This is a genomic window from Leptospira barantonii (assembly GCF_002811925.1).
GTDB classification, from domain to species: domain Bacteria; phylum Spirochaetota; class Leptospiria; order Leptospirales; family Leptospiraceae; genus Leptospira; species Leptospira barantonii.
Genome location: NZ_NPDS01000008.1, coordinates 33468 through 47565, shown reverse-complemented (window position 1 = coordinate 47565; position 14098 = coordinate 33468). Strand labels below are relative to the sequence as shown.

Below are 14098 nucleotides of genomic sequence, written 5' to 3'. Positions count from 1 at the left end.
TATGTTAGAACTGACGCCACTCGAAATTAAAATCCTGAATCTGATTCCCTTGGACGAAAGAGACGCCCGCAAGTTGGGAAGAATTCTTCACGACGCAACCTTAGTAACCGGACTGACCGAGGACGAAATCATAGAGTTTATTCCGTTCGGATTGGAAGATGAAATTCAAATTCTAAAAGTTGAATATAATTTCAACGATTTCAAAAAGGCCCTCATTTCCAAACTTACCAAAAGAAACCACAGTTCCCCCGCACTTTCCGCTCCGATTCCGGAAACCATACGTCCTTCCTTTTAAAGAGGATCGATGCCGTTAGAAGAAGGTCGGAATTACTTTTTCGTTCTGGCAAATCCGGACGCGGTCGTCCGTTTTAAATCCAAATCCGAACCTTTTTACGACTTCAGTCCCAAGGACATAGAAGAGCTTCCGTTCTTATTCGCGTCACACGCTCTTGTTCCCCGTTTTTTATATTCAGTGGATTGGAACCGAGTTTCCTTTTCCTCCAAATCCATAGATTCCCGTTCTTATTTGAGTTACGAACAGGGAAAAATTCACTCCAGAAGCGAACGATTCCCGGACGAATCCTTTGAGATTGCGGATAACGTGGAATTTCCAATTCGACAAAATCCGTATCTTCCGGTCGGACATTCTCCGTTTCGGATCTCCAGGGGAGAATCGGACCTAACGTTTATCGGAACGATTCAAACCGGAAGTTTCACACTATTCAGACAAAGAAGAAACAAGATGATTTCTACGCGTTATCTTTCTTTGAAAGATATCGTAAACCCCGAGCTTTCCGAAGCCCAAGTGGATCAAAAGATAGAGTCCCTTTACTTCGATGCGAAACAAAAATCATATCTATTCCGACTTGTGAAGATTCTTTTTGCGGGAACTCCTTCGGAAGAACAGACGATCGTTTCCAATCTTTTTTCTCACGAGCCTGAGTTTGCGGTTTTTCTCAGGGATCAAATCTTTCGAATCGAAATCCTTCCGTTAATCCACGGACCGTTTTTGAATCGAATTCTAACTTCTATGGACGAACGAATCATACGTTATTCTTATCCTAAGTTATCCCCGCCCGTAAAGGCGATGATCGAAAAAAACATCTCGAAGAATAAGTTAAAGTCGATCTTAAGTTCTCCGGTGAAAAAACCCGAAGCGGGAGAATCCTTGGAGGAAACGATCGAAAAGGAAATCTTCAAAAACTTTTCCAGAAAGATCTATTATGAAAATGGAATATTTCCTATTTATCGGGAAAACTTGGAGGATTCCAAAACGGATCCAAGCCAAAACATCGAAACCAACTTTCGAAGCGTTCCAATCACCTCCAAATTCAATCTTCAGATTGCTGGAAGAAACGCGATCGAACTTTATGCCGTAACCGAAAAGACGATTCTTTTTAAGATCTTAGAATGGATCGAAATCGTTAGAATGGATACGCTGATTACAAAAAGGGAAAGGGACGAACAATTCTTTTTGAAAATTCCGCCGGGAAGAATTCTCGAAATCCCGTTCTTTCCGGAATTCCGAATCCTATGCGGAGCCGGAATCACTTCGGAAAGAAAGACATTCGAATTTTGTTTATTAGGTTTTGATTATTGATTGGTTCGAATTCTTTTTACCGAATCCTTCCAGATCTGAATTTCTTTTTCCCTTTGAGCGGTTTTCATCTGAGGCGAAAATTCCTTGCTCGCCTTTAACTTTTTCTTTAAGTCCGCTACGGATGGAAAAAATCCACGTTCGAGTCCGGCCAAAAACGCCGCACCGAGTACGGTTGTGTCCACGTTCGAAGGGCGAATCACACGTTTTCCTAATATATCGGATTGATACTGCATCAACCAGGAATTCCCGGTCGCTCCACCGTCCACTTTCAGAACTTTCAACTTCGAACCGGTATCATTCTCCATCGCTTCCACGAGTTCGTAGGATTGAAGCGCGATGGACTTGAGCGCCGCCCTTGTGATTTGTTCCGCGGTCGTATCTCTGGTCAAACCGAGAATGGCCCCTCTCGCATTCATATCCCAATACGGTGCGCCTAGCCCCGCAAATGCGGGAACAAAAACGACCTCGTCTTCCTTTTTAACCGAAGAAGCGAGTTTTTCGGACACCTTGGATTCTTTGAAAAATTTCAGGTTGTCTCTTAAAAACTGAACGACCGCTCCTCCGATAAAAACCGATCCTTCCAGACAATATACCGTCTTTCCTTCCGGTCCACATCCGAGAGTGGTCAACAAATTGTTTTTTGAGATTTGAAAGTTATTTCCCGTATTGAACAGAAGAAAACATCCGGTCCCGTATGTATTCTTCGCTTCTCCCGGTTCCGTACAAAGTTGACCGAACAAGGCTCCTTGTTGATCTCCTACGAGGGAAGAAATCGGAATCCCGTCCGGAATCCCTTTTACTTTTTCGGTTCTTCCGAACAAGGAACTTGAGTTATGCGCCTCGGGAAGAATCGCGTCCGGGATTCCCAGAACCTGTGTGAGTTCCTTATCCCATTCTTTCTTTTCGATATTGTAGATCAAAGTTCTACTTGCGTTCGTATGATCGGTCTTATGCGATTTTCCGTTTGTCAATCGATAGAGAAGAAAGGTATCGATGGTTCCGAATAGAACCTTTCCTTTTTCGGCCCGTGCCTTTACGCCCTTTACGTTTTCAAGAATCCATTGAATTTTGGTTCCGCTAAAATATGCGTCGAGAACCAATCCGGTTTTTTTACGGAAGAGAGGTTCCATTCCTTTGGATTTGAGATCCATACAAGTATCTGAAGTTCTTCTACACTGCCATACGATTGCGTTGTAAACCGGTTTACCCGTATCCTTGTCGAACAATACCGTGGTTTCTCTTTGATTCGTAATTCCGATCGCGACCGCTTTTGCGGGACTCAACTTTCCGTTTTTGATCGCCTTTGCGATGAGCTTTTCGGTTTTCACCCAGATTTCTTCGGCGTCGTGTTCCACCCAACCCGGTTTCGGATAGTGTTGTTTAAACTCGGAATATGCGCTTGAAATCACGTTTCCGGATTTGTTAAAACAAAAGATTCGAATCCCGGTGGTTCCCGCGTCGATCCCGATGATATACTCACTCATGAAAGATTCTCCCCAAGGTTGAATGAAAGATTGAATTCGGTTTTTATATTAGAAAAACTGTAAGTTATACTTCCAGTTCCAGACCTTCGTAAGCCATGACGATCTGTAACTGGTTGTCCGGATCGAACATCTCTTTGTATTTCAAAGCGCGTAAGAAAACTGCGTCCAGTTTTTCGTCGTCATACGACGGATCGTGATGGAACATCACGAGTTTTTTAACGTTCGCACGGAGCGCGATATCCGTCGCCATAGAAGCGGAACTGTGACCCCAGTCGATCTTTTGAAGGGATTCTTCGAACGTATATTGAGTGTCGAATACGAGAACGTCCGCGCCTCGAAAGTAATTTAAGTAATCCTGAATATTCTCCATTTCATCCAAGTTGAACTCCGCGTCCGAAGCGAAGATCAAGGACTTACCGTCCTCTTCGAAACGATAGGAGAAACTTCCGCCGGGATGGCGAACCGATTTGGAGATCGCCGAAATGGATTCGGTTACGGGAAACGCTTTTCCTTCCGGAATGAACTTGAAGTTTTTCGTGGCTCGAAAGCTGTCATACGGAACCGGAAAATGTGTAAAGCTGTGTTGATACTTAAGTCGTTCCTCGAGATTGTCCACCGAACTCAAAAACTCGAACGTGTTTCCCGGAGAATACAACGGAACGAAAAAAGGAATCCCTTGGATATGATCCCAATGTGTGTGGGTAAAAATCCATTTCGCCTTTCCCTTACCTTCTATAAAACCCTCGTGCAAAATGGAATTCCCGAGTTCTCTCAAACCCGTTCCTCCGTCTACGATGACTAGGTTGTCTTTTTTATCTCGGATTTCGATGCAGGTCGTATTTCCGCCGTAGGTGCTCCAACTGGATAAGGACAAAGAGTCTAAAAAGGTATCGATTGCGTCCGGGCTTTGTATGTCTGCGGGAGTCGCTAAGCTGAGAATTTTCTGTACTTTATTGCGGATCAATTCTCCTCGAACCGAGGAAGAAATAGAACCGCGTACACCCCAAAATTTTATGCGCATAATTTAAAAAAACAGATCCTAAAAGAAGAGGATTTTTCAGGAAAATGTTGTCTAAAATTATCTATTCCATCAGGATTTCCAGCTAATTCTTTTTTATTTATGAAAAATTTCTTATGACTCAGATGGTTGGAAAAAAATTTTGTTTACCGAGTACGCGGATCGAATAGGATTCATAACAGGTTCCGAGCAAAGCAAACGTGGAAAACTTCAACACAGAGATCCTCACAGAGGGCACAACTTGCACCATACGGATTCAAGGGAGCATCAGCCTTAAAAACGCGTTCGCTCTCAAAGAACTCATTATCAAAAAACACGGAGAAGGTTTTACCGATATCGTCCTCGATTTTTCGGGAGACGCTTATCTGGATTCTTCCGGGATTGGGGCCATCTTCAACTCCCAAAAATACGTAACGGAGCGCAACGGTTCCCTTAAACTCAAAAACATCAGCAGAGACGTGATGACGATTTTGAAAATCGCCAACCTCGACAAACATCTGGATATCATCCGTTAGGTTCTTTTTTCTGGAAATCTTTCGGATCTACACGAATAGCCCTCTTCGCAACTTCACTTACATTCTAAGAAACTCGACAACCTTAGAAACTCTTTCCATCGATCCTTATGATTCGAAACAGATCGAAACGTTTTTAGACGAAAGAGGCTGGAAACTCGACTTCATATTGAATACACACGAACATCCGGATCACACTTCGGGAAACGCAGGTTTGGTCAAACGATACGACTGCCCGGTTTACAGCCACCCGGCCGGAATCGGGAGAATCCCGCATGCGATTCATCCCCTGAAAAAGGGAGATCGAATTCTTTCCTCTTCTCAAGAATACCTCGAGATCTTAGACACTCCCGGTCATACGTTTTGTCATGTTTGTATTCTTCTGATGGAGAATCAAAAACCGACCGCTCTTTTTACGGGAGACACACTCTTCAACGCGGGAGTTGGAAACTGTCATCGAGGAGGAGAACCGCATGTTCTCGCAAAAACCGTCCTGGAACAATTCTATCCTTTGGCCGGGGACATTCTTTTGTATCCCGGTCACGACTATCTCGAAACGAATTTAAAGTTTACTCTTTCCTTGGATCCTTCGAACGTCGACGCGATGAAAACTTTGGAAGAATGTTCTCATCTTCCAAAGGACGTCGAATTCCTTACGACCGATCTCGCGAAGGAAAAAAAGATCAACACGTTTCTTCAATGTGATAAACCGACTTTGACTCTGCGAGAAAACGTTTCGAAAAAAATTTCACCGAAAACCTTGGGACCTTCTCCCGAAGATTTATTCGTTTCACTCCGTTCCTTACGCGATCAGTGGTGAATTTGTTCTAGAAATCGTTTGCCCTTCTAAGCCCCGATCCAGAATCTGTAACCAAGGCGGTTCTTTTTTGTGAAAGAATATGATATCATCGTGATCGGCACCGGCGGAGGAACCAAACTTGTTACTCCTCCTTCCAAAATCGGTTATAAGGTCGCCGTAATCGAAAAGGAAAGTCCCGGTGGAACCTGCCTCAACCGCGGTTGTATTCCTTCCAAGATGTTGATCTATCCCGCGGAAATTCTTTCCCTCGCCAAACACTCAAAAAAATTCCAAATCAACTTTCCCGGAAAACCCGAGGTCGATTTCAAAACCTTGGTGAAACGAGTTTCCAAGACCGTGGACGAGGAATCCGCCTCGATTCTTCCCGCGTACGATAAGAATCCCAATATAACCTACATTCAAGGAACTGCAAGTTTTGTTTCCGACAAAGTGATAGAGGTAAACGGGGAGCGTTTGACCGCGGAAAGAATTTTTATCGCGTCGGGGGCCAGACCGATCATTCCCGATATTCCCGGACTTGCGGGAACTCCTTATATGACGAGCCGAGAAGCTCTGCGAAGAACCGATCTACCGAAGTCCATGATCGTAATCGGAGGCGGTTTTATCGCATTGGAACTCGGGTTCGCCTATTCCGCTTTCGGAAGCGACGTCACCTTTGTAGTCCGTGATCGAATGCTCAAAAACGAGGACCAAGACGTTGTCGACGAATTCGAACGAGTTTTCACGAAAGAACACAAAGTATATCTGCACAGCAATGTTCAAAAAGTGGAATATAAGGAGAATCTGTTTTACCTGGACGTTCTCAGCGAGGGGAAAACGATTCAACTCAAAGCCGAGGCTCTTTTGGTCGCAACGGGTGTAAAGCCGAACACCGATCTTTTGAATCTTTCGAATACAAAAATCAAAACCGACGCGAAAGGATATATTTCAGTCGACGAATATCTGGAGACAACCACTCCCGGAGTTTACGCATTGGGCGACATCACCGGAAAATACTTCTACAGACATTCGGTGAACTTCGAGGGAGAATTTTTATTCCGCACTCTGTATCAGGAAAAGAAAAAATCTCCGATCGACTATCCGCCCGTTCCGCACGCTGTGTTCACGCATCCTCAAGTAGCCAAGGTGGGAAAAACGGAAGACCAACTCAAAAAAGAAGGTGCGGATTATATCGCGGCCAAAAATCCGTACAGCTCCAGCGCGACCGGAATGGCGCGTCTATCCGATTCCGGTTTTGTGAAAATTCTCGTGGATAAAAAAACCAGGAAGGTTCTCGGAGCACACGCGATCGGAGACGAGGCGTCGAATGTGATTCATCTTTTTATTCTTCTTATGACGATGCACGGGACCTTGGACGATCTTTTGAAAATGATCTACATACACCCCGCGTTACCCGAAATTGCGCGCAACGCGGCCAGAAAAGCGAACGAACTTTTACAAACAAAAGAATGATGGGAATATTCAAAATTTATGAAATTTGCTCTGCAAATTGAGAATTTAGTAAAAACGTATTCGGGTGGAATCACCGCCCTCAAGGGAATTACGCTGAACGTAGAGAACGGGGATTTTTTCGCCCTTCTCGGTCCGAACGGAGCCGGAAAATCGACTACGATCGGAATTCTAAGTTCGCTCGTAAACAAGACCTCGGGAAACGTCCGTATCCTCGACGCGGACTTGGACAAGGACCTTGCTAAGGCGAAATCGTATATCGGTGTGGTTCCTCAGGAATTTAACTTCAACATATTCGAACGAGTGGATCAGATCGTAATCAACCAAGGCGGTTACTACGGAATGGATCGAAAGGTCGCCGCCGAAAACGCGAACGGTTATCTGCAACAACTCGGTCTTTATGAAAAAAGAAAAGAATCCGCGGGAAGACTTTCCGGCGGAATGAAACGAAGATTGATGATCGCAAGGGCTCTCATTCACAATCCGAAAATTCTCATCTTGGACGAACCGACCGCCGGCGTGGATATAGAACTCAGAAGATCTCTTTGGGAATTTCTTCAGAAGTTGAACGCATCGGGGATCACGGTCATTCTCACCACTCACTATTTGGAAGAAGCCGAAAGTCTTTGTAGAAATATAGCGATCATCGATCAGGGAAAGATCGTAGAGAACACTTCCATGAAAGAACTTCTTCAAAAGCTGGATCACGAAACTTTCATTTTGGATTTTACGGGTCATCTCAATTCTCATAAACCCGTTCCGGGCGTCGAACTCAAACAGATAGACGCCGGCACTCTGGAAGCGTCCATCTACGGAGAGGCCTCGTTGAACGACCTATTCAAAATACTGGAACAGAACGGAATCAAGATCAGCAGTATGAGAAACAAGTCCAACCGTTTGGAAGAACTCTTCCTCAAATTGGTGGAGAAAAAACTATGAACCTCCTCGAAAAATACAACGCATTCAAGACGATCGTAATCAAGGAAACGGTTCGTATCCTGAGAATTTGGATTCAGACGGTCATTCCTCCCGGAATCACGATCACACTCTACTTCATCATCTTCGGAAAGTTAGTCGGCTCCCAGATCGGAAACATCGGAGACCATACCTACATACAGTTTATCGTTCCGGGGCTCGTGATGATGTCCGTAATCATCAACTCGTATAACAACGTGGTTTCTTCTTTTTTCGGAGCGAAGTTTCAGAAAAACATCGAGGAACTTTTGGTTTCGCCCACTCCGGCTTCCTTGATCGTTCTGGGTTATACGATCGGAGGAGTTATCCGAGGAATCCTCGTTGGAATTTTAGTGATCGCGATCTCCCTCTTCTTTACGGAACTTCAAGTGCATAACTTTCCGATGTTGATCGCTACGGTGTTTTTGAGTTCTTTGTTGTTTTCACTCGGAGGATTTTTAAACGCGCTGTATGCAAAGAAGTTCGACGACGTTACGATCATTCCGACGTTCATCCTAACTCCTCTTACATACTTAGGCGGAGTGTTTTATTCGATTCAGATGCTTCCGCCGTTTTGGCAAAACGTATCGAGACTCAATCCGATTCTTTATATGGTAAACGCGTTTCGTTACGGATTTTTAGGAGTGAGCGACATTCATCCCGGATTCGCCCTTTCTATGATTGCGATCGCAACCTTAATTTTATATCTGATCTCCGTATATCTTTTGAAAAAGGGAATCGGAATCCGAAACTGATTTCGATCCGACGTTTAGGAATCTTACGTTTATGAGCACCCAAGAAGAGATTCGAAACGCACTCCATTCTTCCCTGAATCCGTCCCGATTGGAAGTGGAGGATTTCAGCGCGGAACACGCGGGTCACACCGGAAATCCGGAAAATAAACCCGAAGGAACTCACGTAAGAATCGTCTTAGTTTCGCCTCTGTTTCAAAACAAAGCGGTCGTGGAACAGCATAGAATGGTGTATTCCGTTCTCAAACCTTGGATCGACAAAGGCCTGCACGCGATTACTTTAGAAACGAAGGAGCGGGACTAAATTTGGGATTGTAACAAAAACGGGATTCGAAATTGTAAAACTAAGGTCTTTCTAAAACGAAAAACCGATTCAGATTTAAGTCTAAAGAAAGAACGATGACAATCGACGAAATAAAAAATAAGATAGAATCCGGTCTCCCCGATTCGAAGGTAACGATCCTAGATCCGTATCGGGACGGAGTACATATCAAGGCAGTCGTGATTTACAAAGGATTCGAAGGTAAATCCGTTTTGGAACAACATAGAATGGTCTATGAAACTCTAAAAGAAGAACTAAAACAAGAAGTGCACGCGCTTGCACTGGAAACGAGGATACAAGAATGAACGAAGAAGTAAAACAAAAGATAGACGGTCTGATAGGAGCCAACAAGGTTTTCCTTTTTATGAAAGGAACCCCCGATGCGCCTATGTGCGGATTCTCAGCCGGTGTGTCTAACGTCTTAAAAAGTTTAGGAATTTCCTTCGGCTCTTTTAACGTCCTTTCCGACGAAACGATGCGCCAAGGAATCAAAGACTACGCAAACTGGCCGACCATCCCCCAACTTTATGTGAACGGAGAATTCGTAGGCGGTCACGATATCGTAGTCGAAATGGCGAAGTCCGGCGATCTTCAAAAGAAAGTGGGCATCGTCAGCGCATGATGAAGTTGTATCACTTCCAATCCTGTCCTTACTGCGCTTATGTGCGGGACGAGTTTCATAAAATGGGACTCGTTCCGGGAAGGGATTACGAACTCGTGGAAGCGAGTCGTGGAACAGCAGGAAGAGAAGAAGTGATTCGTCTCGGTGGCTTAAGCCAGGTTCCTTTTTTAGTGGATGGAAATACGCAGATGTACGAATCCAGAGACATCGTAAAATACGTTCAGTTAAAGAAGGCTTCTTAAAAACCGAGCAGATCCAAGATCTTATTTCCTACATCCCTGTTTTTGCCTTCGTAAGGATAATTGTGAATGTATAAAACGGGGTTGAAGTTCAACTCGAGAATTCTGTAATCCCCTTTCTTTTCCAAATCCTTTAAGATAATATCCACACCGCAGATCTTAGCTCCCACGGACTCGGCGGCTTTGACCGCAAGTTCCTTGTAGTAAGGATGAGCGAGATCGGTGACGTCCATAGAATCGCCGCCCGTACTGATGTTCGAATTCTTTCTTAAAAAAACTTTTTGATCCTTGGAAGGAATCGAATCTTTCGTAAACCCGGATTGATGAAGAACGTCCAGTTCCGTATCGGCCAACTGAATTTTTTCCAAAGGAGTTACGTGACCGACTCCCCTTCTTTTGTCCTCGTTTTTAATCGAGACGAGTTCTTCGATCGTATGAACCCCGTCTCCCGTAACGTTAGCCGGAATCCGATTGCAAACCGCTACCGTTTCGTTTCCGATGACTAAGAATCTGTATTCGTTTCCTTCCGCAAATTCTTCCACGATGATCGATTCGGAATGATTGAACGCGATTTTAATCGCTTTTTTTCCGTCCTCTTCGGAAGCGCGCGGTGCGAGGATCGTAATTCCGATTCCGAAGTTCGTCGTAACGGGTTTTACGACCATTCTCCGATCGGAATTCTTCTGCCAAAAAGATAATGCAGAATCCGCATCTGCGAAACTATCGCCGGGAGGAACGTCCAAACCGGATTCGTACATTACGATTTTTGAAATCGTTTTGTTCTCCATTACGAGAAAGGACATATAAGAATCGAGTGCGGTTTTCGAGGCTTCTTTTACGTATTGAACGTTTCCATTCGAATTCTTAAGTCTTAAGAAATGATTCTTACGATCCAGAACTTCGACTTCAAGACCTCGATTGAGTGCGTCTCGAATGACGATCTGCGTGGAAATTTCAAGATCTTCGAAATCTTCCAAGATGAATTTTTCGGGGGATAAAAACTCTCCCGATTTCAATTTCAGTGATTGCATAGTTTCACTGTGGGGAAACAGGTTTTTGTTTCCTTCTTCTCGAGTTCCTCTTTTTCTTGAAAGGAACGAAGAGATTCTTTTTCGATCTTCATCAGGGTTCCGGGAGAATATTCCAAATAGGAAAGTGTTCTTCGATTCTCGCGGGCCAGCTCCATTCCTCTATCACGAAATTCTATATTACGTTTTAATATTTCACAGAGAAGTTTACCAGATGGTGTTTTGTCCGGATTCTTCCATTTTTTGATCTGAAAATCGATCGCCTCTTGATACGTACGTCTACCGGAATGAAGATCCAGAATCTTCGCGTAATGTCGGAGCGATTCCGAATATTCCGCTCCCGCGTTTTGAAAATTCTTTTTGCTTCCGTTTACGTCTAATTTCAATTCCGGGTTTCTTCCTTCCCAGATCACGGAGTTCAGATTTCCCTTGAGAATCGCGTTCTCTTCCGCGGAAATGGAAGGAGAAGGACTGAGCAAAGAATCCAAAAGAATCAACTGAGTAAACGCAAGATTCATCCTACAAACTCCCACCGGAGAATAAGGATCGATGTCCAAAGAACGGATTTCGATGTATTCGATTCCTCTTTTTAGAAGAGCGTCTAACGGACGTTCGTCGCCCTTCGGAACCTGTTTCGGACGGACCGGAGAATAGAACTCGTTTTCGATCTGGAGATAATTCGGATTGAGTTGTGCTTCTTTTTCCTTTGAAAATGAAACGTAACCCGGATACGGGGTCGAAACGGCGTAACGCATACGATCCGCGTATTCTTCCAGAGAATTATAATGAATTCCTAATGTATCCTGAACCTGACTCGTATAACCTATCTCGCTCATTCTTAGAGAAGTCGCGTAAGGAGAATACATCGTAAAATTCTTATGTTTTATGAATTCAAGATTTCCCGGATTCGGCAAAAATGTGGAATCAAAAACGGTGGACGAACCGGTCAGATACGTAAGGTAGTGAACCCTTCTCATAAAATTCCGAATCACGTGCAGATATAAGGAAGAAACCTCGTCTTTGGTGATGTTTGAAATTTCTTTTCCCAGATACTGTCTTAAAAAAACGTTCGAAAATGAGAAATTATAATGAACTCCCGAAATCGTCTGCATTCTTCTTCCGTAACGAAGACCGAGTCCGTTTCGATAGATCGTTTTCCACTTACCGGAATGCGAGGTTCCGTATTGACCGAGAGGAATTTCGTTTTCATCCTCGGGAAGAATCGGCGGCATACTAAAAGGCCAAATGAGTTCGTTGTCCAGTTTGCGGATCGTATATATATGCAAATCTTGTAATTCACGAATGTTCGCTTCGATCTTAGGGCGAGGATGAGTCGCGTATTCCAATTGAGGTTCCGCAAAATCGGTTTTGATATAATGATTGGTAAGACTGGATCCCAGATGTTCCGGATGCGGCGTGTGTGCGAGCGTTCCGTTCGGAGTGACCCGCATACTTTCTTTTTCAAGCCCGTGTTTGGCTTTTACCGCGTGTCTAAGAAGAAGTTCGAGAGAGACTTCCTCGATCTTCGCTTGAGTGTTTTCTTTTGTTTTCAAAGTCCGCCTGTGGCCCCTTCTCCACGTGGATCGGAAGCCCCGTAGAGCATTCCATTCTCTCTTTTGACGGAGAATAGTTTCGCAAAGTTCGGAGCGATTCGAATATCGTGCTTCCGGGAAGAAAGACCGTCAAAGACGTTTCTTTCGTTTACCGATTTTTCGATAAAGACCGCGTCCGGAAAAAATTGATGATGAACCCTTCCCCTTGCTACGGATTCGTATAAGGTAAGATTCAGATCCAGATTGTAGATCAAGGATTGTAAGACCGCGTTGACGATATAAGAACCTCCCGGCGCTCCCGTTGCCAGAAAGGGTTCTTTTCCTTTAAAGACGATCGTCGGAGACATACTGCTCAAAGGAGTTTTTTTAGGAAGAATGGAATTCGCTTCCGCGCCGATCAAACCGTATACGTTCGGTTCTCCGGGGGCGCGGCTGAAATCGTCCATCGTATCGTTGAGAACGATTCCCGTTCCGGGAGCCATTACGGATGCGCCGAAACGAAAGTTGATCGATTGAGTCGTCGAAACGGAATTTCCATCCTTATCCATCACGGAAATATGTGTGGTCTGAGGAGATTCCAAACCGAAGTTCAAGGTTTTCAAAAAAGAAGAACTGCTCGAAGCGAACTTTGGATCAAAATCGGAAACTTTTTCTTCCGCGTATTTTTTGGAAAGAAGTCGATCGATGGGAATCTTTGTAAATGTAGGGTCTCCTCCGAGAATCGCACGATCCGCATAACCTCTACGCATCACTTCCGTTAGAAAATGATAATATAAGACCGGATCTTTTTCGTAGGTTTCCTTCAAAGGTTTTGTTTCCACCATGGACAACATAGTCAGAAGATGAACCCCCGAAGAAGGAGGAGGCATCGTGTAAATCGTATAACCGCGATAAGACGTTTTTAAGGTTTTCTTTTCGATCACCTTAAATCCGCTCAGATCCTGCGCGGTTACGAGGCCGCCGTTCGTTTTCATAGCGGTTGTAATCGCGTTTGCGATCTTTCCGTGATAAAATTCTTTCTCTCCGGTTTCGGCGATCAATTTTAAAGAACCCGCCAAATCCTTTTGAACCAAAAGACTTTTGATTTCAGGAATCTTTCCTCCCGAAAGAAAGATCGATTTCATCTCATCGTCCATGTCCTTGGAAGATTTTTGAATCGCAGATTGAAGATCTGGGTAAACCGGAAACCCATTCTCGGCCAAACGGATCGCGGGAGCGATCACGGTTTTTAAAGGAAGTTTTCCGTATCGTTTTTGAATTTGTACAAGACCGGCAACGTTACCCGGAACACCCACCGCTCTAAACCCGAGAAGAGAATCCTCTTTCGGTTTTCGTTTGTACATATTTCTCGAAGCCGCGTTAGGCGCCCTTTCCCTAAAATCGAACGCGATCGGTTCCGAAAAATCCTTTAGATAAAGAACGAGAAATCCGCCGCCTCCGAGCCCGGTAGAATGCGGTCTTGTCACGGAAATCGCAAAGGAGGCCGCGACAACTACGTCCACGACATTCCCGCCCAACTTACCGACTTCGATTCCGGCTTGAGTCGCTTCCTGAGAATCGGTGGCGATCATTAGATTCTTACTTTCGCTGAAGTAATCGGTGTGTTTTCTGAGGTGAGAAGGAGTTACGAGTAAATCCGTGGAAATACTTTTTCCTTCCACGGTAAGAGGAGCTTCTCTGCAAGAGAAGAGTAAAAGTATCAGAACGATACGAAGTGTGATTTGTTTCATCGGATCCCGGTCGAA

At 44.4% G+C, this 14098-nt stretch carries 16 protein-coding genes; 11 read left to right on the top strand and 5 right to left on the bottom strand.

All coding sequences use genetic code 11. The annotated features are described in order from the left end of the window. Position 1: 1 nt before the first annotated feature. Positions 2 to 295 carry a hypothetical protein gene (locus CH367_RS16815; protein WP_100763662.1) on the top strand — a complete coding sequence of 98 codons (294 nt, stop codon included), beginning with the start codon at positions 2 to 4 and terminating at the stop codon, positions 293 to 295. 9 nt (positions 296 to 304) lie between these two features. After that, positions 305 to 1600: a hypothetical protein gene (locus CH367_RS16810; protein WP_100763661.1), complete on the top strand. Its 1296-nt coding sequence runs from the start codon at positions 305 to 307 to the stop codon at positions 1598 to 1600. Here the strand turns inward: CH367_RS16810 and glpK are convergent. Further along, positions 1594 to 3084, bottom strand: coding sequence for a glycerol kinase GlpK (glpK, locus tag CH367_RS16805; protein ID WP_100763660.1), 1491 nt, complete (start codon positions 3082 to 3084; stop codon positions 1594 to 1596). The genes CH367_RS16810 and glpK overlap by 7 nt on opposite strands. 64 nt (positions 3085 to 3148) lie before the next feature. Further along, positions 3149 to 4105, bottom strand: coding sequence for an MBL fold metallo-hydrolase (locus tag CH367_RS16800; RefSeq protein ID WP_100763659.1), 957 nt, complete (start codon positions 4103 to 4105; stop codon positions 3149 to 3151). 197 nt (positions 4106 to 4302) lie between these two features. Here CH367_RS16800 and CH367_RS16795 point away from each other — a divergent pair, with 197 nt between their 5' ends. The 9 genes from CH367_RS16795 to CH367_RS16755 all read left to right on the top strand — a co-directional run bounded on the left by CH367_RS16795 (position 4303) and on the right by CH367_RS16755 (position 9775). Next, the gene (locus CH367_RS16795; RefSeq protein WP_010574904.1) at positions 4303 to 4617 is read left to right on the top strand and encodes an STAS domain-containing protein; all 315 of its coding nucleotides are present in this window, start codon (positions 4303 to 4305) and stop codon (positions 4615 to 4617) included. A 166-nt stretch (positions 4618 to 4783) separates the two neighbouring features. Then, entirely contained in the window at positions 4784 to 5434 is a 651-nt protein-coding gene (locus CH367_RS16790) for a hydroxyacylglutathione hydrolase C-terminal domain-containing protein (RefSeq protein ID WP_244284609.1), read from the top strand. A 69-nt stretch (positions 5435 to 5503) separates the two neighbouring features. Continuing rightward, positions 5504 to 6886 (top strand): dihydrolipoyl dehydrogenase, encoded by a 1383-nt coding sequence (locus CH367_RS16785; protein WP_100763657.1) that lies wholly within the window; start codon positions 5504 to 5506, stop codon positions 6884 to 6886. A gap of 18 nt (positions 6887 to 6904) precedes the next feature. Continuing rightward, positions 6905 to 7822 carry an ABC transporter ATP-binding protein gene (locus CH367_RS16780; protein ID WP_100763656.1) on the top strand — a complete coding sequence of 306 codons (918 nt, stop codon included), beginning with the start codon at positions 6905 to 6907 and terminating at the stop codon, positions 7820 to 7822. Further along, a complete protein-coding gene (locus CH367_RS16775; RefSeq protein WP_100763655.1) occupies positions 7819 to 8592 on the top strand; it encodes an ABC transporter permease in 774 nt (257 codons plus the stop codon). Before CH367_RS16780 ends, CH367_RS16775 begins: the two co-directional genes overlap by 4 nt. A 31-nt stretch (positions 8593 to 8623) precedes the next feature. Beyond that, a complete protein-coding gene (locus CH367_RS16770) occupies positions 8624 to 8893 on the top strand; it encodes a BolA family protein (RefSeq protein ID WP_100763654.1) in 270 nt (89 codons plus the stop codon). A 95-nt stretch (positions 8894 to 8988) separates the two neighbouring features. Beyond that, a complete protein-coding gene (locus CH367_RS16765; protein WP_010574909.1) occupies positions 8989 to 9216 on the top strand; it encodes a BolA/IbaG family iron-sulfur metabolism protein in 228 nt (75 codons plus the stop codon). After that, entirely contained in the window at positions 9213 to 9533 is a 321-nt protein-coding gene (gene grxD, locus CH367_RS16760) for a Grx4 family monothiol glutaredoxin (RefSeq protein WP_100763653.1), read from the top strand. Before CH367_RS16765 ends, grxD begins: the two co-directional genes overlap by 4 nt. Next, positions 9533 to 9775, top strand: coding sequence for a glutathione S-transferase N-terminal domain-containing protein (locus CH367_RS16755; RefSeq protein ID WP_100763834.1), 243 nt, complete (start codon positions 9533 to 9535; stop codon positions 9773 to 9775). Before grxD ends, CH367_RS16755 begins: the two co-directional genes overlap by 1 nt. Here the strand turns inward: CH367_RS16755 and gshAB are convergent. From gshAB to ggt, 3 genes are read right to left on the bottom strand one after another with little or no spacing between them, the layout of a single operon-like run. After that, entirely contained in the window at positions 9772 to 10803 is a 1032-nt protein-coding gene (gene gshAB, locus CH367_RS16750; protein WP_100763652.1) for a bifunctional glutamate--cysteine ligase GshA/glutathione synthetase GshB, read from the bottom strand. The genes CH367_RS16755 and gshAB overlap by 4 nt on opposite strands. Beyond that, positions 10791 to 12353 (bottom strand): glutamate--cysteine ligase, encoded by a 1563-nt coding sequence (gshA, locus tag CH367_RS16745; RefSeq protein ID WP_100763651.1) that lies wholly within the window; start codon positions 12351 to 12353, stop codon positions 10791 to 10793. Before gshA ends, gshAB begins: the two co-directional genes overlap by 13 nt. Then, the gene (gene ggt / locus CH367_RS16740) at positions 12350 to 14083 is read right to left on the bottom strand and encodes a gamma-glutamyltransferase (protein ID WP_100763650.1); all 1734 of its coding nucleotides are present in this window, start codon (positions 14081 to 14083) and stop codon (positions 12350 to 12352) included. Before ggt ends, gshA begins: the two co-directional genes overlap by 4 nt. Between the last annotated feature and the right edge of the window lie 15 nt (positions 14084 to 14098).

Coding starts and splice junctions, on each gene's coding strand:
- glpK (WP_100763660.1), bottom strand. CDS start 3,084: ATGAGTGAGTATATCATCGGGATCGACGCGGGAACCACCGGGATTCGA.
- CH367_RS16780 (WP_100763656.1), top strand. CDS start 6,905: ATGAAATTTGCTCTGCAAATTGAGAATTTAGTAAAAACGTATTCGGGT.
- gshAB (WP_100763652.1), bottom strand. CDS start 10,803: ATGCAATCACTGAAATTGAAATCGGGAGAGTTTTTATCCCCCGAAAAA.
- CH367_RS16810 (WP_100763661.1), top strand. CDS start 305: ATGCCGTTAGAAGAAGGTCGGAATTACTTTTTCGTTCTGGCAAATCCG.
- ggt (WP_100763650.1), bottom strand. CDS start 14,083: ATGAAACAAATCACACTTCGTATCGTTCTGATACTTTTACTCTTCTCT.
- CH367_RS16770 (WP_100763654.1), top strand. CDS start 8,624: ATGAGCACCCAAGAAGAGATTCGAAACGCACTCCATTCTTCCCTGAAT.
- CH367_RS16755 (WP_100763834.1), top strand. CDS start 9,533: ATGAAGTTGTATCACTTCCAATCCTGTCCTTACTGCGCTTATGTGCGG.
- grxD (WP_100763653.1), top strand. CDS start 9,213: ATGAACGAAGAAGTAAAACAAAAGATAGACGGTCTGATAGGAGCCAAC.
- CH367_RS16815 (WP_100763662.1), top strand. CDS start 2: ATGTTAGAACTGACGCCACTCGAAATTAAAATCCTGAATCTGATTCCC.
- CH367_RS16765 (WP_010574909.1), top strand. CDS start 8,989: ATGACAATCGACGAAATAAAAAATAAGATAGAATCCGGTCTCCCCGAT.
- CH367_RS16775 (WP_100763655.1), top strand. CDS start 7,819: ATGAACCTCCTCGAAAAATACAACGCATTCAAGACGATCGTAATCAAG.
- CH367_RS16800 (WP_100763659.1), bottom strand. CDS start 4,105: ATGCGCATAAAATTTTGGGGTGTACGCGGTTCTATTTCTTCCTCGGTT.